Annotated in this window: 17 protein-coding genes; 2 read left to right on the top strand and 15 right to left on the bottom strand. The window is 68.2% G+C overall.

Annotated features, from left to right (window positions below):
• Positions 1 to 2 precede the first annotated feature (2 nt).
• The 10 genes from metG to rsmI all read right to left on the bottom strand — a co-directional run bounded on the left by metG (position 3) and on the right by rsmI (position 12,543).
• On the bottom strand, positions 3 to 1,580 hold the full coding sequence (metG, locus tag LTA6_RS12435; RefSeq protein WP_407357969.1) for a methionine--tRNA ligase: 1,578 nt from the start codon (positions 1,578 to 1,580) through the stop codon (positions 3 to 5).
• Positions 1,581 to 1,647: 67 nt separating this feature from the next.
• Positions 1,648 to 3,201, bottom strand: coding sequence for a molybdopterin-dependent oxidoreductase (locus LTA6_RS12430; protein WP_407357968.1), 1,554 nt, complete (start codon positions 3,199 to 3,201; stop codon positions 1,648 to 1,650).
• Between the two features lie 63 nt (positions 3,202 to 3,264).
• Entirely contained in the window at positions 3,265 to 4,434 is a 1,170-nt protein-coding gene (locus tag LTA6_RS12425; protein ID WP_363548054.1) for a family 1 glycosylhydrolase, read from the bottom strand.
• A gap of 45 nt (positions 4,435 to 4,479) precedes the next feature.
• Positions 4,480 to 6,228: an ABC transporter ATP-binding protein gene (locus LTA6_RS12420; RefSeq protein WP_407357967.1), complete on the bottom strand. Its 1,749-nt coding sequence runs from the start codon at positions 6,226 to 6,228 to the stop codon at positions 4,480 to 4,482.
• Entirely contained in the window at positions 6,225 to 7,139 is a 915-nt protein-coding gene (locus LTA6_RS12415) for an ABC transporter permease (protein WP_407357966.1), read from the bottom strand. Before LTA6_RS12415 ends, LTA6_RS12420 begins: the two co-directional genes overlap by 4 nt.
• Positions 7,136 to 8,116 carry an ABC transporter permease gene (locus LTA6_RS12410; protein WP_341974062.1) on the bottom strand — a complete coding sequence of 327 codons (981 nt, stop codon included), beginning with the start codon at positions 8,114 to 8,116 and terminating at the stop codon, positions 7,136 to 7,138. The genes LTA6_RS12415 and LTA6_RS12410 overlap by 4 nt, the downstream gene beginning before the upstream one ends.
• Positions 8,113 to 9,777 (bottom strand): ABC transporter substrate-binding protein, encoded by a 1,665-nt coding sequence (locus LTA6_RS12405; RefSeq protein WP_407357965.1) that lies wholly within the window; start codon positions 9,775 to 9,777, stop codon positions 8,113 to 8,115. Before LTA6_RS12405 ends, LTA6_RS12410 begins: the two co-directional genes overlap by 4 nt.
• Before the next feature lie 143 nt (positions 9,778 to 9,920).
• Positions 9,921 to 11,027, bottom strand: a complete 1,107-nt coding sequence (locus tag LTA6_RS12400) for a LacI family DNA-binding transcriptional regulator (protein WP_407357964.1) — start codon at positions 11,025 to 11,027, stop codon at positions 9,921 to 9,923.
• Between the two features lie 68 nt (positions 11,028 to 11,095).
• Positions 11,096 to 11,725, bottom strand: a complete 630-nt coding sequence (locus tag LTA6_RS12395) for a class I SAM-dependent methyltransferase (protein WP_407357963.1) — start codon at positions 11,723 to 11,725, stop codon at positions 11,096 to 11,098.
• The gene (gene rsmI / locus LTA6_RS12390) at positions 11,722 to 12,543 is read right to left on the bottom strand and encodes a 16S rRNA (cytidine(1402)-2'-O)-methyltransferase (protein WP_363548070.1); all 822 of its coding nucleotides are present in this window, start codon (positions 12,541 to 12,543) and stop codon (positions 11,722 to 11,724) included. Before rsmI ends, LTA6_RS12395 begins: the two co-directional genes overlap by 4 nt.
• 35 nt (positions 12,544 to 12,578) lie before the next feature.
• Here rsmI and LTA6_RS12385 point away from each other — a divergent pair, with 35 nt between their 5' ends.
• Positions 12,579 to 14,132: a dolichyl-phosphate-mannose--protein mannosyltransferase gene (locus LTA6_RS12385; protein WP_407357962.1), complete on the top strand. Its 1,554-nt coding sequence runs from the start codon at positions 12,579 to 12,581 to the stop codon at positions 14,130 to 14,132.
• A 7-nt stretch (positions 14,133 to 14,139) separates the two neighbouring features.
• Here LTA6_RS12385 and LTA6_RS12380 read toward each other — a convergent pair whose 3' ends face one another.
• The 3 genes from LTA6_RS12380 to hisC are packed head-to-tail and all read right to left on the bottom strand — an operon-like array spanning position 14,140 to position 17,144.
• Positions 14,140 to 14,625 (bottom strand): Lrp/AsnC family transcriptional regulator, encoded by a 486-nt coding sequence (locus LTA6_RS12380; RefSeq protein WP_341974055.1) that lies wholly within the window; start codon positions 14,623 to 14,625, stop codon positions 14,140 to 14,142.
• 9 nt (positions 14,626 to 14,634) lie between these two features.
• Positions 14,635 to 16,023, bottom strand: a complete 1,389-nt coding sequence (locus LTA6_RS12375) for an amino acid permease (protein ID WP_341974054.1) — start codon at positions 16,021 to 16,023, stop codon at positions 14,635 to 14,637.
• A complete protein-coding gene (hisC, locus tag LTA6_RS12370; protein ID WP_407357961.1) occupies positions 16,020 to 17,144 on the bottom strand; it encodes a histidinol-phosphate transaminase in 1,125 nt (374 codons plus the stop codon). The genes LTA6_RS12375 and hisC overlap by 4 nt, the downstream gene beginning before the upstream one ends.
• A 204-nt stretch (positions 17,145 to 17,348) precedes the next feature.
• Here hisC and LTA6_RS12365 point away from each other — a divergent pair, with 204 nt between their 5' ends.
• On the top strand, positions 17,349 to 17,567 hold the full coding sequence (locus tag LTA6_RS12365; protein ID WP_341974052.1) for a hypothetical protein: 219 nt from the start codon (positions 17,349 to 17,351) through the stop codon (positions 17,565 to 17,567).
• A gap of 9 nt (positions 17,568 to 17,576) precedes the next feature.
• Here LTA6_RS12365 and LTA6_RS12360 read toward each other — a convergent pair whose 3' ends face one another.
• The gene (locus LTA6_RS12360) at positions 17,577 to 19,379 is read right to left on the bottom strand and encodes a DUF255 domain-containing protein (protein WP_341974051.1); all 1,803 of its coding nucleotides are present in this window, start codon (positions 19,377 to 19,379) and stop codon (positions 17,577 to 17,579) included.
• Between the two features lie 38 nt (positions 19,380 to 19,417).
• Positions 19,418 to 20,254: an aldo/keto reductase gene (locus LTA6_RS12355; protein WP_407357960.1), complete on the bottom strand. Its 837-nt coding sequence runs from the start codon at positions 20,252 to 20,254 to the stop codon at positions 19,418 to 19,420.
• Between the last annotated feature and the right edge of the window lie 10 nt (positions 20,255 to 20,264).

Below are 20,264 nucleotides of genomic sequence, written 5' to 3'. Positions count from 1 at the left end.
GCTCAGGCAGTGGACTCCACGCGCGGGAACAGCGGGGCGAGCCCATTCACGCTGGTGCCGGGACGCAGGGTGCCCCAGTTGCCCGCCTCGCGGATCGGCTGATCCTGAAGTCGGCCGAGCGTCTCAGCGGCGCCGAGTGCGATCCAGAGCTTCTCCGTGGCCTGGGGCATCACCGGCGACAGCAGCACCGCGAGAGCCCGAAGACCCTCGGCGCAGGTGTAGAGCACGGTGCCAAGGCGCGCGCGCTTCTCTTCATCGCGGGCCAGCGCCCAGGGCTCGTTATCGGTGATGTAACCGTTCAGCGCATCGACGATCGTCCAGATCGCTGTGATGGCCTCGTCGATACGGAACAGGTCGACGGCGGCATCCGCCTTCGATGCCGCATCTGTGACGATCTTCTGAATCGTGAGATCCTGCTCCGTGTACTCCGCGGCCGGGGGCACGATCCCCTCGAAGTACTTCTCGATCATCGCTGTCGTGCGCGATGCGAGGTTGCCGAATCCGTTCGCGAGCTCCGCCTGGTAGCGAGCGGACAGGTCCTCCCAGGAGAACGAACCGTCCTGCCCGAAGGCGATCGCCGAGAGGAAGTAGAAGCGGTACGCGTCGGAGCCGAAGACGTCGGTGATCTCGGTCGGCGCGATACCGGTGAGCTTCGACTTCGACATCTTCTCGCCGCCGACGAGCAGCCAGCCGTGGGCGAAGACGCCCTTCGGCACCTCGAGCCCCGCAGCCATCAGCAGCGCCGGCCAGATGACGGCGTGGAAGCGCAGGATGTCCTTGCCGACCACGTGATACGCGGGCCAGCGACGATCGAAGGTCTCCTGATCGGAGCCGTAGCCGATCGCGGTGGCGTAGTTCAGCAGCGCGTCGACCCACACGTAGATGACGTGCGACTCGTCCCACGGCAGCGGGATGCCCCAGTCGAACGTGGAACGCGAGATGGAGAGGTCCTTCAGCCCCTGGCTCACGAACGAGACGACCTCGTTGCGCGCGGAGTCGGGACGCACGAAGTCGGGCTGGGTCTTGTAGAGCTCGAGCAGGCGGTCCTGGAACTCGCTGAGCTTGAAGAAGTAGTTCTTCTCCTGCAGCAGTTCGAGGGGCTTGGAGTGGATCGCACAGACCTTCAGTCCTTCGAAGGGACCAGTGCCGTCGACGATCTCGGACTCGGGCTTGAACTCCTCGCAGCCGACGCAGTAGAGCGCCTCGTACTCGCCTGCGTAGATGTAGCCGCGGTCGTACAGGCGCTGGAAGAACGTCTGCACGTTGATCTCGTGGCGCTCCTGCGTGGTGCGGATGAAGTCGTCGTTGGCGACGTCGAGCGTGTCCAGCAGCGGGAACCATGCCTCGCTGACGAGCTTGTCGACCCATTCCTGCGGCGTGACGTTGTTCGCCGCGGCCGCGCGCAGCATCTTCTGGCCGTGCTCATCCGTACCGGTGAGCATCCAGGTGTCATCCCCGGCCTGGCGGTGCCACCGTGCGAGGGTGTCGACGGCCACCGTCGTGTACCCGTGGCCGATGTGCGGCACATCGGAGGGGTAGTAGATGGGCGTGGTGATATAGAACGATTCGCCTGCGGGCATGCGGACAATTCTAGGCGGGATGCCGGAGGTCGTTACGCGCCCGGCGGCACAGCGCGCTCTGCTGCGATCAGGCGACCGACACGGAGATGCGGTGCCACCCCTCTGCGCCGTTGGGAGCCGGCGGGGTACGGTTCGAGGTCTGGGTGTCACCGGTGGCGCTGATCGCCCGGCACTCGATCTGATGATCGCCGCTCTCGGCCGTCCACGGCACGCTCCACTGCACCCAGGTGTCGTCCGAGATCGCCGTTGCGAGGTCGGCCGTCATCCAGGAGCCGCCGTCGACGCGCACCTCCACGCCGCGGACGCCGACGTGCTGCTGCCAGGCCATACCGGCGATCATCGTCTCGCCGGGGTCGATCTGCCGTCCCCGGCGAGGAACGTCGATGCGCGACTGCAGTTTGATCGGACCGCGCGCATCCCATCCGCGGGTCGTCCAGTACGCATCGACCCGGTCGAAACGAGTGACTTCCAGCTGGGTGACCCACTTCGTCGCCGACACGTAGCCGTAGAGCCCCGGCACCACCATGCGCACCGGAAATCCGTGTTCGACGGGCAGGGGCTCACCGTTCATTCCGATCGCGAGAAGCGAGTCGCGGTCATCGGTCAGCACTTCCAGGGGCGTGGAGGCGGTGAATCCGTCCACCGAGGTCGAGAGGACCATGTCGGCATCGTCCGCGACTCCGGCGCGGGCGAGCAGTTCTCGAAGGGGATGCCCGAGCCAGCGGGCGTTCCCGATCAGCGAGCCGCCCACGTCGTTCGACACGCACGCCAGCGTGACGTCCGCTTCCTGCATCGGCAGCGCGAGCAGCTCTTCCCAGGTGATCACGAGTTCGCGATCGACCATTCCGTGGATGCGCAGCGACCACTCCGCCGGGTCGACCTGCGGCACGACGAGAGCGGTGTCGATGCGATAGAAGTCGCGGTTCGGCGTCACCAGCGGCGCCAAGCCGGGAATGTCCAGCTCCGCGCCGGCCGGGATCGGCGCTGCTCGCTCTGCGGCCGTCGGCAGACGCAGCGCCTTCCTGATGGCCTCGATCGAGCGGGATGCTCCGTGCGCCACGTTCGCGGCGACGAGAGCGACCACTCCGACAGCCCCGGCCGCGGCCGTCCAGATCAGGAAGCGGCGACGGTCGATCGGTCGGCTCTCCCCGCCCACAGGTGCGGCAAGGGCGGGGTCCGGACGCAGGCGCCGGATGAGCATCCGCAGGGCGACGATCGCCGCGGCACCCGCGACGGCCGACGGCGCCCACGAGAAGGCGCCGGCACCGGTGCGCGTCATCGCGATCGCCGCACCGACGACGCCGATCGCACCCACGATCACGGCGCCGGCACCGGCACGACGCCGCTCGAGCAAGCCGGCGGCGGCGGCGATCGCGGCGAGCACCACCGCGATGCCGATCAGCAGCGCCGCCTTGTCGAAGGTGTCGAAGAGAGCGATGGCGAGGTCCTTCGCCCAGCTCGGCGCGATGTCGATCAGTGCGCCGCCGATCCCGGCGAAAGGGCTCGCGGCCGGCAGGAACAGCGCGGCGCTCAGCTCACCGAGCCCTGCACCGAACGTCACGGCGGCGAGCCCAGCGGCCGCGGCCCGGTAACCATCGCGTGTCCCACTACCCTGCGCCATGACCTGAGCGTAGCCCTGACTCCGACCAGAAGACCGGATGGGGAACGATCCGCGGCCGTCGTCTCACAGCCCGTTGCGGCGGGCGACCTCTCCCAACCATGCCAGGGCGGGCTTGGGCGTACGGGCGAACGTCTCGTGGTCGAACGCGATCAACCCGAAGGTCGGCGCGAAGCCGCTGGCCCACTCGTAGTTGTCCAGAGCGCTCCAGTGCTGGTATCCGCGCACCTCGATGCCGTCGGCGATCGCGCGGTGCAGCCCCTCCAGAGCCCCCTGAGTGTAGGCGATGCGGCGGGTGTCGTCGGAGGTCGCGATGCCGTTCTCGGTGACAAGCACGGGCACTCCCCCGCTCAACTCCCAAGCGCTGCGCACACCCATCTCGAGGGCCGGCGGGAAGAACTCCCAGCCGGTGAGCGTGGTCTCCACGTCATCCGCGACCGGGCGAGGCCCCTCCGGCCCGATGAAGGTGCGGGTGTATGCCTGCACGCCGACGAAGTCATCGCCTGCGGACTGCTCCAGGTACCAGTGATCCCGCGGGTCACCGTACTCCGCGAGCATCTCGTCGGCCCCCGGCTCGCCCGTGGAGTGGAAGGCCTGAGTGGCGATCGTCCAACCGGCCTTGACGCCTGTGACCGTGTGCAGGATCTCGGACGCCCTTCGATGCGCCGCGAGCAGCGTGTCCGCGACAGCGAGGTCAGGGCGCGGGAGCCCGAACGCGACGAGGTTCGATGCTTCCTCACCCCCGGCGAGCATCGCAGCGATGTTCGGCTCGTTGATCGTGCAGACGTAGTCGACGCCCTCCAGGATCGGCAGCACCGTCTCCACGTAGCGGGAGAAGAGGTCGACGGCGTCGTCCGCACGCCAGAAGCCGTCGCGCTGGAACCACTGCGGCACCGTGAAGTGCATCAGGGTGACCGTCGGGTCGAGTCCGTGCTCGCGCGCCGTGTCGATCATGCGTCGGTAGTGATCGAGCATCGCCCGCGAGATGAACCCGCGCTCCGGTTCGATCCGCGCCCATTCCACCGAGAAGCGGTAGGAGTTCAGTCCGGCCTCCGCGAGAAGGCGCATATCTTCCGGGTACCGGTGGAAATGATCGGCCGCGTCACCGGACGGCTCGACCATCGGCGATCCAGGGGCATGCTCCATCGCCCACCAGTTGCTGGTGGTGTTGTTCCCCTCCACTTGGTGGGCCGCTGTCGCGGCTCCCCAGAGGAAGCCATCGGGGAATTCGAGCACGGGTGCTCCTTTCGTCATCATGAACAGACCAGCGGCGCGGGCGAGTCAGCGGGCGCGCGCCGGGTTGGGTACGGCATCGAGAAGCTGAACGGTGTACGGATCCTCCGGATGCTGGAGCACATGCGCGGTCTCGCCTCGTTCGACCACGCGCCCGCTGTTGAGCACCAGGATGTTCTCGGTGACCAGGCGGGCGCTGAGCAGATCGTGCGTGATGTAGAGCATGCTGATGCCCCAGCGCTCCCGCAGATCCTCCAGCAACGCGAGCACCCCTGCGCGCAGCGAGACATCGAGCATCGATACCGGCTCATCGGCGATGAGCACCTGCGGGTCGCTGGCGAGGGCACGCGCGATCACGACGCGCTGTCGCTGTCCTCCCGACAACTGGTGGGGCAGCTTGGCGGCGAACTGCTCGACCGGTGTGAGCCCGACCGTCTCCAGAAGTTCGAGCACGCGGGCCCTGGCTTCCTGTCCTCGCAGCGGGGTGTAGTTGACCACGGGACGAGTGAGCGCGTACTCCACGGTGTGCAGCGGGTTCAAGGCCGAGTACGGGTCCTGGAACACCATCTGCAGGTCCTTGCGAAGATCACGCAGACCGCGACGGCGCAGGGAAGCCACATCGACGTCGCCGAAGCGCACCGATCCGGAGGTCGGCTTCTCGATACCGGTGAGCAGCTTCGCGATCGTCGACTTGCCCGAGCCCGAGGCGCCGACGAGCGCGAGCGCCTCACCCGGTTCCAGACGGAACGAGACGTCATCGACCGCGGTGACGGGCCCCTGGCCGTGCCGGGGCGGCGGATACACCTTGGAGACGCCGTCGACCACGATCGCGGCGTCGGCTCGACGCTCGTGACGCTGCGACACCGTCGGCTGCGTCTCAGTGACGTCTGTGCGCAATGTGCCCTCGCGCCGCCGCGTGCCGAGGTCGACGAATCCGGGGATCGAGATCGTCTCGGCGCGCGGGTCCGCGTAGTGGCTCAGCAGCATCCGCGTGTACTCGTCCTTCGGGTGCATCAGGATGTCACGGCTGGGTGCGTCTTCGACGATCCTGCCCTCGTGCATCACCATGACGCGGTCCGTCGCCTCCAGCACGATCCCGAGATCGTGACTGATGAGAATGGCCGTGAACTGCTCGGCCCGCTGCAGATCGCGGATCGTGTCCATCACGGCGTGCTGGACCAGAACGTCCAGCGCGGTCGTCGGCTCATCGAAGACCATGAGCTGCGGTTCCAGAGACAGCGCGATCGCGATCGACGCACGCTGCCGCATCCCTCCGGACAACTCGCCCGGGTACCGCTTCAGCACGTCGGGGTCGAGTCCCACCTTGCCGACCAGGTCGCGGGCACGCTCCTCCCTTTCCTCCCGGGGCACGTGGCCGTGGGCGGCGAAGACGTCGCGGAAGTGGGCACCGACGGTGCGCACGGGGTTGAGCGCGTTCATCCCGGACTGCAGCACCATGGCGAAACCGCCCTGGCGTTGGCGGCGCAGTTCTTCTGCATCCAGCTCGCGGACGTCGCGGCCCGCGAACAGGATCCGGCCGCCGCTGATCCGGGCCGGCGGCTTCTGCAGCCTCGTCAACGCGAACCCGAGCGTCGACTTGCCCGAGCCGGATTCGCCGACGAGACCGACGAACTCACCGCGGCGAAGAGTGAACGACACGTCCTCGACGGCGGTGACGGGCACCGCACCCGGCGAGGCGTACTCGACCGAGAGATCCTGGACGTCGAGCAGGATCTCCCGCTCGTCCGTGGCGGCGGGTGCATTCGCTGCGACCGATGTGGGCGTATTCACGCTCATCGTCCCTTTCCTTCCCGCAGGCGCGGATTGGAAATGCCATCCACGCCGAAGTTGATGAGTGTGAGGCTCAGCGCCAGCAGGGCGATGCACAGACCCGGAGCGAACAGCAGCAGCCATTGCCCTGTCAGCAGGGAGTTGGAGTTCTGCGCCCAGTAGAGCATCGTTCCCCAGCTGACGATGCTGGAGTCGCCGAGCCCGAGGAACTCGAGGCCGGCTTCGGCGAGGATCGCCGCGGTCGCCGCGCCGAAGAGCGTTCCGGCGATGATCGACGTCATGTTCGGCAGGATCTCTCGGAAGACGATCCGTGCCGGGCTGTCACCGGAGAACTGCGCCGAGGCCACGAAGTCGTTGCCCCGCAGCGACTGCGTCTGACTGCGGAGGACGCGAGCGCCCCATGCCCAGCCGGTCACGACGATCACGGCGATGATCATCAGGATGCCGCCGTTCTGCAGATATGCGGCGATGACGATCATGAGCGGCAACCCGGGGATCACGAGGAACAGGTTGACGACGAAGCCCACGGCCTCGCCGGCGAAGCCGCGCATGTAACCCCAGCTCAGCCCGATCAGGACGGCGACGATCGTGGAGAGGATGCCGGCGGCAAAACCGACCAGCAGGCTGATCTGCGCGCCGTAGACGAGCTGGCTGAGCACGTCTTCACCGGCGGCCGTGGTGCCCAGCCAGTGCGCCGTCGAGGCATCGGCGTTGCGCTCGAATCCGTTCTCCTTGGGACCGTAGGGCGCGATGAGCGGGGCGAAAACCGCCACAAGGACGAAGAACGCGAGGATGCAGAGTCCGAGGCGAGCTTTGCCATTGCTCCACAGGGTTCCGACCATCCGTCCGATCGATCGCCATCGACTGGGCGCGGCGATCCGGTTCACGGGCACTTTGACGTTCATCGTGGAGGTCATCGGCGGGTCCTTGGGTCCAGTACGCCGTACAGGATGTCGACGAGGAAGTTGGCGATGAGCACGCTCACGGTGATCATCAGGAAGAGCGCCTGCATGAGCGGGTAGTCCTGCCCGATCACGGCGTTGAAGAGCAGATATCCGATACCGGGATAGCCGAACACCTGCTCGACGAGGATCGATCCGCCCACCACCCCGCCGAGCGTGAGCCCGAAGCCGGTGAGGTTAGGAAGGATGGCGTTTCGGGCCGCATACCGAAGCGCGATGGTGCGCCCGTGCAGCCCGTTCGCCTCCGCGAACGTGACGTAGTCCTCGCCGAGCGTGTTGATCATCGCGTTGCGCATGCCGATGATCCAGCCGCCCAACGAGGTGAGCAGGATCGTGAGCGCCGGAAGCACCGCGTGTCGGGCGAGGTCGGCGATGAACTCGCCGGTGAACCCGGGCGTCGTCGTCGCGGAGTATGCCCCGGTCGTCGGGAACCAGTGCAGCACGTATCCGAGGAAGAACAGCAGGAGCAGAGCGGTCCAGAAGTACGGGAACGTGCTGAGGAAGGATCCGGTGAGCGTGGGCAGCGCATCCAGCCAGGTGCCGCGTCGCCATGCCGCCGCGACACCGATGAGCGTGCCGATGACGAATGCCAGGATCGTGACGATCCCGACGAGGACGAGCGTGTACGGCAGCGCCGTCGAGACCATGCTCGCCACGCTCTGCGGATAGAAGGTGTACGAGACGCCGAAGTCCAGACGCGCCACCTGACCGAGGTAGGCGATGTACTGATCCCACATCGATCCGGTGGGGACACCCAGCTGCGCCTCGATCGCCGCACGCGTGGCGTCGGAGACCGGGCCGTTCTGAGACAGCTTCGCGAGGGCCGCGTCTGCGGGCGAGCCCGGCATCAGCCGTGGCAGGAAGAAGTTCAGGGTGATCGCCGCCCACAGCGTGAGCAGGAACAGTCCGAGCTTCTGGAGCAGGTACTTCACTGGCCCTCCTCCTTCACTCGCTCGAGCCGCGTGAAGATCATCAGCGGCGCCGAATCGTAGTTCTGCGGAATCATGTACGGGTCCTCCTCTGAGGGCCAACCGGTGAATTTGGCGTCGTTGAACAGGCCCCAGATTCCGCCGTAGTAGAGCCCGATCACTGGCAGGTCGTCATAGACGATGGCCTGCAACTCGTTCACGATCTCTTTCTGCCTGGCAGGGTCCACCGTGGCGCGATACTCGGCCAGCAGGGCGTCGGCCTCCTCCGAGCGGTAGCGCTGGAAGTTGTTCGAGGTCGTCTCTCCCGAGGGGACGTAGAACTCGCTGGAGAGGAGACCGTTGTACGCCTGGTAGACGTCGCCGTTCCCCATCCCGCCGATGGCCATCTCGAAGTCGCCGTTGCTGATGGCGCTCTGGTAGCCCGCCGGCTGCGGGAGTTTCAAGGTGACCTTCACACCGACCGCCGCGAGCTGTCGCTGCACGGCCTGCGCGGCGCGCGTCCAGTCGGAGAAGCCGTTGGCCGTGGTGAGGGAGAACTCCAGCTGCTCGCCGTCGGCACCGACCAGTCGATCGCCCTGCAGCGTGTAACCGGACTCGGCGAAGGCCGCCAGCGCGGCATCCGCATCCTGGGCGATCATCCCGCCGTCAGGGATCTCCGGGTCCAGATACTCCTCCTGGTTCGGCAGCACGAGACCCGTCTGTCCCGCCGGCTGCATGTAGCCCTCGGAGGCCGTCTCGGCGATCTCCTCCCTGTCGAGCGAAAGGGCGATCCCCCGGCGCACGTTGACGTCGTCGAAGGGTGCGACCTCGAGGTTCGGCACCAGGGAGATCACGCCGGCCGGCGGGAACCACCAGTCGTTGTGCGGGCTGGCCGCTCCCCAGGTGCCCTCGACATCGGAGATGAAGGAGTAGGCCCAGTCGTATCCCCGGGTGACGGTGTCGAGCTGGGAGTTGGTGGCCGGCAGCACGACGTGCTCGATCTCGATCGAATCCGACTGCCAGTAGTCCGGGTTCCTGTCCATCGAGTACTGCTGGTCGTTGTAGTTGCCGAGCACGAACGGCCCGGTGCCGACGGGCTCCTCGTTGCGCCAGGTACCAGGATCAGCGACGTCCGACCAGATGTGCTCCGGGACGATCATGGTCTGCCCGAGAATCGACAGCGAGGGCGCATCCTCGCCCTTTAGACGGAAGACGACATCGCCGCCCTTCACGTCGACGCCGTCGAGGTGCTGCCAGGCGCCCTTGATGTCGAGGGCCGGGTTGTCCTTCAGCAGATCGAACGTGAACGCGACGTCCTCTGCGGTGAAGTCCTCGCCGTCGCTCCACTCGACACCGTCGCGGATCGTCATGACGATCGTGCGGGCGTCCGGTTGCGACCATTCAGAGGCCAACCAGGGATTCTGCTTCCCGTCGAGCGGGTTGATCAGGATGAGGGGCTCGTAGATCCAGCGCGAGGCCGTACGAGTATTGGTGAGGTACGGGTTGAAGTTCCGCGTGAAGAAGGGATTCCCCTTGTCCGCGTTGATCAGCATCGTGTCGTCGCCGATCGATGGATCCGGCTGCGAACTGATCTGGATGCTGCATCCGCTGAGCACCACGGCCGCAGCCGCAAGGCCCACCACCGCGGCCCGCCGCCAGCGCCGGAACATGTGCGTCTTCGACACCCTGCCACCTCATGTCGTCTCTGTCATGAAGGGCGCCCACTGATCGGAGCACCCGCACGGCATCAGCCGCAAGAGCAATTGTAAGCGCATACATTTTGCGACCGCAACCCCTTGGCTCCGGCCGGGGAAGCACGCGACGCGCGTCAGCGGCGCCGCAGCGAGCTCTCGCGCAGGGTGATCTCGAGCGGAAGACGCACGAAGACGGGTTCGGTGTCCGGCTGCTCCAGCCGGCGCGCGAGTACCTGGACGGCCGCCCGTCCGAGCTCGATCATCGGTTGGCGAACCGTGGTCAACTGCGGCGTCGAGAGCGCCGCGGCCTCGATGCCGTCGAAGCCGGTGACGAGCAGATCCTCAGGCACGTGGACGCCGGCGGCCCGGAACACATCGAGCGCGCCGAGAGCCATCTGGTCGTTCGCCGACATCAGCGCTGACGGGAGCCCGGCGGCGATCAGTTCTTCGGCGGCACGTCGGCCGGACGCTCGCGTGAAATCACCCCGCAGGACCGTCACATCGTCGATCGGGATGCCGGCCTCGACGATCGCCGCGGAGAATCCCTCCCAGCGCTGCATGCCGTCCGGAGAATCCTCTGGCCCCGCCAGGAACACCGGCGGCCTTCCGTCGGACTGCGCGAGCACGAGGCGGGTGAGCTCGGCCATCGCCTCGGTGTTGCTCACCGTCACGTGGTCGTATCGGTCTCCCCGAGGAGGCCCGGCCAGCACCACGACGGGGATGCGTCTGGCGAGCCTGGCGAGCACGTCGTCGGGCACGCTGCTGGCGAGGACCATGAGCCCGTCCACCCGTCCCGCCATGTCGCGCACGGTGGAACGCTCCGGATCGTCGCGTCCGACGCCGATCATGAGGACGAACCCCTGTTTCCACGCTTCGAGTTCGGCCCCGCGGAGCACCTCGTCCAGGAAGAGCATGCTCGGGTGACTCTCGACGTCCGTCGCCTCGTCGTGCACGATCGTGAAGGGATGCGTCGGCGCTCCGTCGGCGGCGAGCACATCGAGCAACGGCGCTTCCTCGGCCGCGTCGAAGCCGGGGAAGTAGAGTCCCAGCACGCCGGTCCGCCGCTCGGCGAGGCCTCTCGCGCTCCCGCTCGGCACGTACCCGAGCGCCGAGACCGCGTCGAGCACACGTTCGCGGGTGACAGGTCGCACCGCATCGGGCATCCGCAGCACCCGGGAGACGGTTGCGATCGAGACTCCCGCGCGGTCGGCGACGTCGTACACGGTCGCAGCCTTCGTCACGGTTCACTCCCTCCATCCGCCTGTGCCCAGGCTACCCGGCAGGCATCCACGAACCGCCGGAACCCGCGTCAGACACGACGGGCGAGTACGGCACCGTGCGGGCGTCGGCTCGGCTCGTCGGGCCCGCGATCCCGGTGCTCCTGCTCCACGATCTCGAACCCCGCCTCCGCGAGGACCTCGGCAAGGGCATCGACCGACCAGAAGTAGGCAGTGGTGACGGCATGGGGGAACGCCGTGCCCGTCACCCCGTCGAAGAAGCCGAGGAGGATGCTCCCGTCCGACGCGAGGACCCGCGCGAACTCGGCAAGCACGACGGGGATGTCGGCGGGCGGCGTGTGGATCAGGGAGTACCAGGCGAGGATGCCGCCGATCGAGCCGTCCGGGAACGGGAGGTCGCGGAATGTTCCGTCCAGGAACCGCAGGTGCGGGAACGCCGCCCTCGCCGAAACGAGGAACTCCGCGGAGAGATCGACCCCGACGACCTCGCGGTCGCCGTCGTGCAGGAGCGCGGTCCAGTGCCCCGGCCCGCACCCGGCATCCAACAGGGTGCCCGGCGTCGCATCCCGCCAGCGCGTGATCAGCGCGCGATCTGCCGGTGCCATCTGCTCGACGGCGCCGGCGAGATGGATGTACTCGGCGGCACGGGCGTCATAGGCAGCGGCGATCCCGGAATCCGCAGAGGTGTGCAGGTCGCTCATCGGGTCCGGGCGGCGAGCGCCGCCTGATACAGATCGCGGGAGGACAGGCCGGTGAGGCCGGCGACCTCGGCGGCCGCATCCTTCAGGCGAATGCCGGAGGCCACCAGCGTCTGCACCTGGGCGAGCGCATCGTCCGGCGACGCATCACGGTGCGGAGCGCCCTCGACGACGACCACGATCTCGCCCTTGACTCCGGCCGAGGCCCACTCCACGAGCTCGGACGCCGTACCTCGCCTGACCTCTTCGTAGAGCTTGGTGAGCTCGCGGCAGACGGCGATACGGCGCGTGTCACCGAAGGCGGCACCCATATCGGCGAGCGCGCCGGCGAGGCGAGCGGGCGATTCGAAGAAGAGCATCGTGCGCGGCTCGGCGGCGAGCGCGCGCAGGATCGAGCGCCGCTCCCCCGGTTTGCGCGGCAGGAAACCCTCGAAGGTGAACCGGTCGGTGGGCAGGCCGGAGATGGCGAGCGCCATGAGCACGGCGCTGGGCCCGGGAATGGCGGTGACCGTGACGCCCTGGGCGACGGCCTCGGCGACCAGCCCGTAACCCGGGTCACTGATCGCGGGCATTCCGGCATCGCTCAGCACGACGATGTCCGTCTCGACGGCGAGCGTCGCCAGCTCCGCCGCCTTCTGCTTCTCGTTGTGGTCGTGCAGAGCGATCAGCCGTGGCCGGTTCTCGATCTTCAGCGCCTTCAGGAGGCGCTGGGTGGTGCGGGTGTCTTCGGCGGCGACGATCTCGGCGTTCTCGAGAACCTCGATGAGGCGGCGTGAGGCGTCGCCGAGGTTGCCGATCGGGGTGGCAGCGAGAATGATCACTCGCTCAGCCTATGTCCGTTGTCTAGGCTGTAGCCGTGACCGCACCCCCGTCCCTCCTGCCTCCCCATCAGGAGCGGTTGACTCGATACGGCGGGCTTCGCGACCGCATCCTCTTCGACCCCGACTGGGGGCGGATGCTGCGCTGGTTCGCGCCGCTCGTCGTGACGATGCTCGCGCTCGTGCTGCGCGTCACCAACGTCGGCCATCCGCATGTCCTCGCGTTCGACGAGACCTACTACGTGAAAGACGCCTGGTCGTTGTGGACCCTCGGCTACGAGGGCACCTGGGGAGACGGCGCGAACGAAGCGTTCCCGACCGGCAAGGACCTCCCCCTCGAGGCGGCCGGCTCCTTCGTCGTGCACCCGCCGCTGGGCAAGTGGATCATCGCGCTGGGTATGGCGATCGGCGGCCCTGGCGCCAGTGAGGGGTGGCGTCTGACGACGGCGCTGCTCGGTACCGGCACCGTGCTGCTGGTCTACCTGATCGCGCGTGAGCTGTCCGGCTCGCTCGTCGTCGCCACCGTGGCCGGGACGCTGCTGGCGATCGACGGCCTCAGCATCGTGATGAGCCGGGTCGCTCTGCTCGACGGGTCGCTGACGTTCTTCATCGTGCTCGGTGCGCTGTTCGTGCTGCTCGATCGAAGGCGGACGATCCCTCTCCTGGAGCGGCGCGATCCCGACGATCCTGACCCGTTCTGGGGTCCGGTGCTGTGGCGCCGGCCGTGGCTGATCGCTGCCGGAGTCGCCCTGGGCGCGGCATCGGCCGTGAAATGGTCGGGCCTGTACGCCCTCGCCGGTCTCGGCCTGTACGTCGTGGTCACAGACGCCCTCGCTCGCCGCCGCGCGGGTGTGGTGTTCTGGCCGACGGCCGCCGCCTTCAAGCAGGGCCCGGTGTCGTTCCTTCTGGTCGTGTTCCCGGCGCTCGCGGTGTATCTGATCAGCTGGACCGGCTGGTTGGTGACCGCCGGCGGCTACGACAGGCAGAGCGATCCGAATCCGCTCGTCGCCCTCTGGAACTACCACCAGTCGATCCTCGGCTTCCACGTCGGGTTGTCCACCGGTCATCAGTACGAGAGCCCGGCCTGGCAGTGGCCGCTGCTGCTGCGTCCGACGGCGGTGTGGGTCGGCGGCGAGGAAGGCGCCTGCGGCGTGGATCACTGCATCGCCGTGATCTCGACGATCCCGAACCCGCTCATCTGGTTCGGGGGTGTCGCCGCATCCGTCTACCTCCTCTACCGCTTCGTACGCGGCCTGATCAGGCGTGCTCCGGTGGGTCCGGGTCTGACGTTGCCACTGGTCGGCCTCGCGGTCACCTACGTGCCCTGGCTGCTGATCCCGGAGCGCACGATCTTCCAGTTCTACACGGTGACGATGATGCCGTTCCTCGTGCTCGCCCTCGCGCTGACGCTGCGGGTGATCGCAGGTGAACGGGACGATCCGTTGTACCGGCGCCGATCCGGCGAGAGCTGGGTGCTGGGCTTCCTTGTCGTCACCGTGCTGGTGTCGGCGTTCTTCTACCCCGTCTGGACCGGAATGAACGTCCCGTACGAGTTCTGGCTCGTGCACAACTGGATGCCGGGCTGGATCTGAACCCAGGTCATCGCTGTTCCGCCTCATGCGCCACATGAGCGACGAGCGGCAGTATCCGCCCCGAAAGGTGCGTGCGCATCGCGATGGATGACGCGGTGCGCGCCACCCCGGGGACGACGGCGACCCGGTCGAGGACGTCCTGCAGCTGCACCGCGTCGCGGGCGACGAGCCGCAGCTGCATGTCGCTGGCACCGGTCACGGTGTACATGTCGACGATCTCGGGAACGGCATCCGCCAGCGCGACGGCGACGTCGTCGTGGCCGACCTTCTGATCGATCTCGACGAGGCAGAACGCGACCAGGCCGTACCCGAAGCCGCTCGGGTCCAGCCTCGGCACGATGGCCTCGATCACTCCGCCCTCCTGCAGACGGGCCAAGCGGCTGGTCACGGTTCCCCTGGCAACACCCAGCCGCCGCGCGCACTCCAGGACCGGAAGCTGCGGCGACTCGGTCAGCATCCGGATGAGATCAGCATCCAGCCGATCGATGCGCATGGCTCGCTCCTACTCCCTCGGGACACCCGGGCGCGAGACACCGCGGGTCAGGCGTGCGGCGAGCAGCAGCACGGCCATCAGTGCGAGCGTGAGCAGCAGCTGGGTGCGTGCAGCCGGATCGATCATGACGAGGGCGATGACCCCGGCGAGCAGCGCGAGGCACAGCCACGACAGCCACGGGAAGCCCCACATGCGCATCGGCATCGACTCGCCGGCGCGATCCGCCCGCCGCCGCAGGATGATCTGTGCGATCGCCGTCGCCGTCCAGATCACGAGCAGGGTCGAACCGACGACGTTGAGCAGAGCCGGCAGCACCACGTCCGGGAAGGCCCAGTTCAGTCCGACCGTGACGAAGCCGAACGCGACGGATGCGAGAACCGCGACGTACGGGACTCCCTTGTCACTGGTGCGGGTGATCGCGCGCGGCGCCAGACCGCGCTCACCCAGCGAGAACGCCATCCGCGAGGCGCCATAGATGTTCGCGTTCATCGCGGACAGCAGCGCGATCACGACGATGAGCGACATGACCAGGTCGACACCGGGCACTCGGATCGTGGCGAGGACGGCCGAGAACGGTCCGTCCAGTACCGCGGGGTCGTTCCAGGGCAGCACGGCGACGATGACGAAGATCGAGCCGAAGTAGAAGACGATGATGCGCACCATCACCTCGCGGACGATGCGTCGGATGTTGCGTGCGGGGTCATCCGACTCCGCGGCGGCGATGGCGACGACCTCCGTCCCGCCGAACGCGAACATGACGATGAGGAGCGCGGCGGCGATGCCGGCGATGCCGTTCGGGGCGAAGCCGCCGTGTGCGGTGAGATTGCCGATACCGGTCGCCGGAACGCCGGGGACGAGACCGATGATCGCGCACACCCCGACGATGAGGAACAGGATGATCGCGGCGACCTTGATCGCCGCGAACCAGAACTCGAAGCGACCGTAGTTGCGCACGCCGAAGAGATTCACCGTGGTGAGCGCGACGACGAAGACGAGCACCCATACCCAGGCGGGCACTCCTGGCACCCAGCCGGCGACGATGCCGGCGGCACCGGTCGCCTCGGCCGCGATCACGACGACGAGCTGGATCCAGTACAGCCAACCGACGGCGCTGCCGGCACTGCGTCCCATCGCCTTCTGGGCATAGGAGCTGAAAGCCCCCGAGCTCGGCCTGGCTGCGACCATCTCGGCGAGCATCGCCATCACCAGCACGACGATGGCGCCGGCGACGAGGAACGAGATCAGCACGGCGGGTCCCGCGACGCCGATGGCCTGACCGGACCCGACGAAGAGGCCGGCGCCGATCGCACCGCCGAGCCCCATCATCGAGATCTGGCGCCGGGTGAGGCCGGGGTGCAGGCCCTTCGTGGTCGTTGTCATCGTCGTTACTTCGGTCATGCGTGGACTTCCTCGTTCATGCGCTGATCTGATCGGTGTGGAGTGCGAGTGGTACGGGCGGAGGCGGCGAGCGCGGCTTCGACTCGATCGATGTCATCCGCCGAACCCGACGAGATGCGCACGCCTTCGCCCGGGAACGCCCGGGTGATGACGCCGCCCTCGCGGAGCAGCGTCTCGAGTTCTTCGGAGCGGGTACCGGCAGGCACCCAGACGAAGTTCGCCTGCGACGCGACGGGAGCCCATCCGGCATCCTCCAGCAGCGCGCGCAGCCGTTCGCGCTGGGCGACGACCTCGTCGATCCGGAGGGCGAGTTCGTCTTCGGCATCCAGCGAGGCGACGGCGGCCGCCTGCGCGAGGTCGCTGACCCCGAACGGGATCGCGACCTTGCGCTGATTCTCCGCGATCTCGACCGGCGCGATGGCGTAGCCGACACGGAGTCCGGCGAGGCCGTACGCCTTGGAGAACGTGTGCAGGACGGCGACGTGCGGGAAGCGACGGAGGAGATCGATACCCGCACCCTGGCCGCCCTCGTCGGAGTACGAGGTGCGGTCGAAGTGCACGTACGCCTCGTCGATCACCACGAGGACGTCGCGCGGCACTGCGGCGACGAACTGCTCCAGCGCCTCGGCTGAGACCACGGTGCCGGTGGGGTTGTTCGGATTGCAGATGAAGATGAGCCGTGTGCGCGGCGTGATCGCGGCACGCATCGCGTCGAGGTCGTGGCCGTGATCCGCATCCAGCGGCACGGCGATGGGCGTCGCACCCGCGATGCGCACGAGCGCCGGGTAGGCCTCGAAGGAGCGCCAGGCGAACATGACCTCATCGCCCTCTCCCGCCGTCGCGTGGATGAGCTGAGCGGCGAGCTCGACGGAGCCCGCTCCGACGGTCACCTGTGCCGGATCGACCGCGTAGCGTGCGGCGAGACGGGACCGGAGCTCTGCCGCGCTCATGTCGGGGTAGCGCTGGATCGTGCCGAGCCGCTCCTGCACCGCGTCGATCACGGAGGGAAGCGGCGGGTGCGGGGACTCGTTCGAGGAGAGTTTCGACGCGCCGACCGGCGCGGAACGGCCTTGGCGATACGCGGGGACGGCATCGAGGCCGGCGCGGACGGGGAGTGTCATCGTCAGAGCATCCTTGCTGTGATTCGTGGCGGATCGCAGAACCCGCCGGCTGTCGCGCCAGACTAGACCGAATGCCGCTGACTGGGCAATCGGTTCAGCAGTTACTGCGCATGCCGCGCAATCGAAGCGCGCTTCGGGCAAAATCGATAGGCATTCTGCTCACCGCTGGCATCGGAGACCGTGACTCGTCGTTAGGATCACCCCATGGGCACCGCCAGTGGATTCACGTTCACCGTGCGCGGCGATGACGTCGTGATCCGGCATCACGGCACCACCGCGACCACCCTGCGCGGCGCCAGCGCGGCCGACTTCCTCGCTCAGGTCGAGCGGGGAGACTCCCAGCTGCTGATGGCTCGCGTGACGGGGAACTACCGCCGCGGCAACGAGCGCACCGCTCGTCAGCATCCGCGCAACGTCGGCTGAGATCCGCGCTCAGCGCTCCATCGCCAACTCCGACGGGTCCGACACCGGCAACCGGCACACGAACGCACGACAGTCGAATGCGCGCTCCGGGACCTCGGCCTTGCCGGCGAACAGCTCGAACCCGGCATCGGCGAAGGCCTCCGCCTGTGCGGGAGTCACCACGGCGACCACGTCGGCATCGGCGGCGCGCGCCGCATCGGCGAGTGCGCTGCCGCGAGCGGCGGTGACGACGACCACCTGCCGAGGCGGTTCGGCGAGCTCGGACGCGACCCGCAGCAGGGACCCGTACGCGAACGGTTGCGCCAGCGCTCGCACAGAGAGCTCGCGCACAGCGGCCTCCGCGGCTGCGCGGTACTCCTCGCCCGCCCCGAGCCGCCAGGCGGTCAGCGCCGCCGCGGCGATCGCCGCGGATCCGGACGGCAGGTCTCCGTCGCTCTGATCCGGCGACAACGCCATTCCGTGCGCCGACAGCACCGGATCCGGTGCGATGCCGTCGAATGCTCGATCGAGGATCTCGCGCCCCGTCACCGCCCAGGCCGCGTCGCCGGTCGCGACGGCGAGCGCGAACAGGCCGTCGGCGAGAAGGCCGAGATCGGCCGGGGCGGCCACCGCAGCGGATGCGACACCGTCGAGGGATGCGCGCACGAGCTCGCCGTTCGCGCCGCGGTTCAACCGCTGCACCGCGTCGGCCGCTGCGATGGCAGCCACGATCCAGGAGTCTTCGCCCAGGGCGGCGCCGGCACGGGCGAGCGCCCCGATCGCCAGACCGTTCCAGCCGGTGATCACCTTGCCGTCGACCGCCGGCGGCTCGAGTGCGGCGCGCTCAGTTGCGCTCCGCGCGTAGTAGCCGCCCTCGCTTCGCTCCCCCTCGATCCACGACTCCGAATCCTGCGCCGCACCGAAACCGCCGCCCTCGCGCTGCAGCACGGTCAGCAGGAAGCCGGCGATGCCGCGCGCCGTCACGGCATCGCCGGCGGCGAGCGCGACATCCAGCAGCTGGGCGTTGTCGGTGAGCATCCGCTCGTAGTGCGGTACCGTCCAGTCCCGCTGCGTGGCATAGCGGAAGAAGCCGCCGTCGACGGTATCGCGCAGTTCGGACGAGACCATCGCGGCCAGCGCGCGCTGGGCGGATGCCGCGGCATCCGGAGCATCCCGTCGCACCAGCGCGTTCTGCAGGAACCGCAGCGTCGTCGCGACCGGGAACTTCGGCGCACCGCCGTACCCGCCGAACCGGGGATCCTCGCGCGCGGCGATGGACTCGGCGGCGTCGACGATCGCGGCCGGGGTCGGCAGCTCGGATGGCGTCGTCGCGGCGGCCCGCGCGAGCGCATCCGCGACGGCACCGGCCGACTCCTCCACCTTGTCCCTTCGGGTCGTCCATGCGTCCTGCACCGCCGCGAGCACGTCGCGGAACGCCGGCATGGGCTCGCGCGCCACCGGCGGCCAGTACGTTCCGGCGTAGAACACCTGCCCCTGCGGCGTCGCGAACACGGTGAGGGGCCAGCCCAGGTTCTGAGTGAACGCGGATGCAGCGGCCATGAAGGCGCCGTCGACGTCCGGATGCTCCTCCCGATCGACCTTCACCGAGACGAAGCCCTCGTTCATCACGGCCGCGATCACCGGATCGGCGAAGGACTCGCGTGCCATCACATGGCACCAGTGGCAAGTGGAGTAGCCGATCGAGACGAGCAGCGGCACGTCGCGTCGCCGAGCCTCGGCGAACGCCTCCGATCCCCACGGGAACCAGTCCACCGGGTTCTCGGCGTGCGCGCGGAGGTACGGGCTGAGCGTGTCGGCGAGCCGATTGGTCATGCCTTCACGCTACGCCCGCAGCCTCCGGCGCGGATGACTCAGTTCACGTCGTTCGGGTGCGAGCCGACCCGGCCGGAGCCGTCCAGCGGGTCGAGCGCGTCGATCGCGGCGACCTCGGCATCGGTCAGTGCGAAGCCGAAGACGTCGAGGTTCTCCCTCAGTCGCTCGGCGCGCACCGACTTCGGGAACACGATGATGTCCTTCTGCAGGTGCCAGCGCAGCACAGCCTGTGCCGGCGTGACGCCGTGGGCGACCGCGGCATCGGCGACGGCCGGCGCTCCGAACAGGTCGTACTTGCCCTGGCCGAGCGGCCCCCAGGCCTCGGTGCGGATGCCACGCTCGGCGCCCCATGCGACGACGTCACGCTGCTGGTACGCCGGATGCAGTTCGATCTGGTTCACGGCCGGCACGACGCCGGTCTCGTCGACGACGCGCTCGAGGTGCTCGACGAGGAAGTTGGACACGCCGACGCTGCGGGTGAGGCCCGCTTCGCGGAGCTCGACGATCTTCGCGAAGGCATGAACGAAGTTGTCCTTCGCGGGGGTCGGCCAGTGCACGAGGTACAGGTCGACCTGCTCGAGGCCGAGCTTCTCCAGGCTCTCGGCGATCGCCGCGTTCGGTGCATCGCCGTCATGACGGTCGTTCCAGAGCTTCGTCGTGATGAAGAGCTCGTCACGAGGGATGCCGCTCTTCGCGATCGCGGCGCCGACGCCTTCTTCGTTGCCGTAGATCGCGGCCGTGTCGATGTGGCGGTAGCCGATCTCGAGCGCATCGCTCACGGCCCGTTCGGTCTCATCCGCCGGAACTTTGAAGACACCGTAACCGAGCTGCGGGATGGAGTTGCCGTCGTTGAGTTCGAGAGTGGGAATCGTCATGCGATCCAGC

The sequence above is a fragment of the Microbacterium sp. LTA6 genome (genome assembly GCF_045690355.1).
Taxonomy (GTDB): domain Bacteria; phylum Actinomycetota; class Actinomycetes; order Actinomycetales; family Microbacteriaceae; genus Microbacterium.
This window is presented reverse-complemented; position numbering and strand designations above follow the sequence as displayed.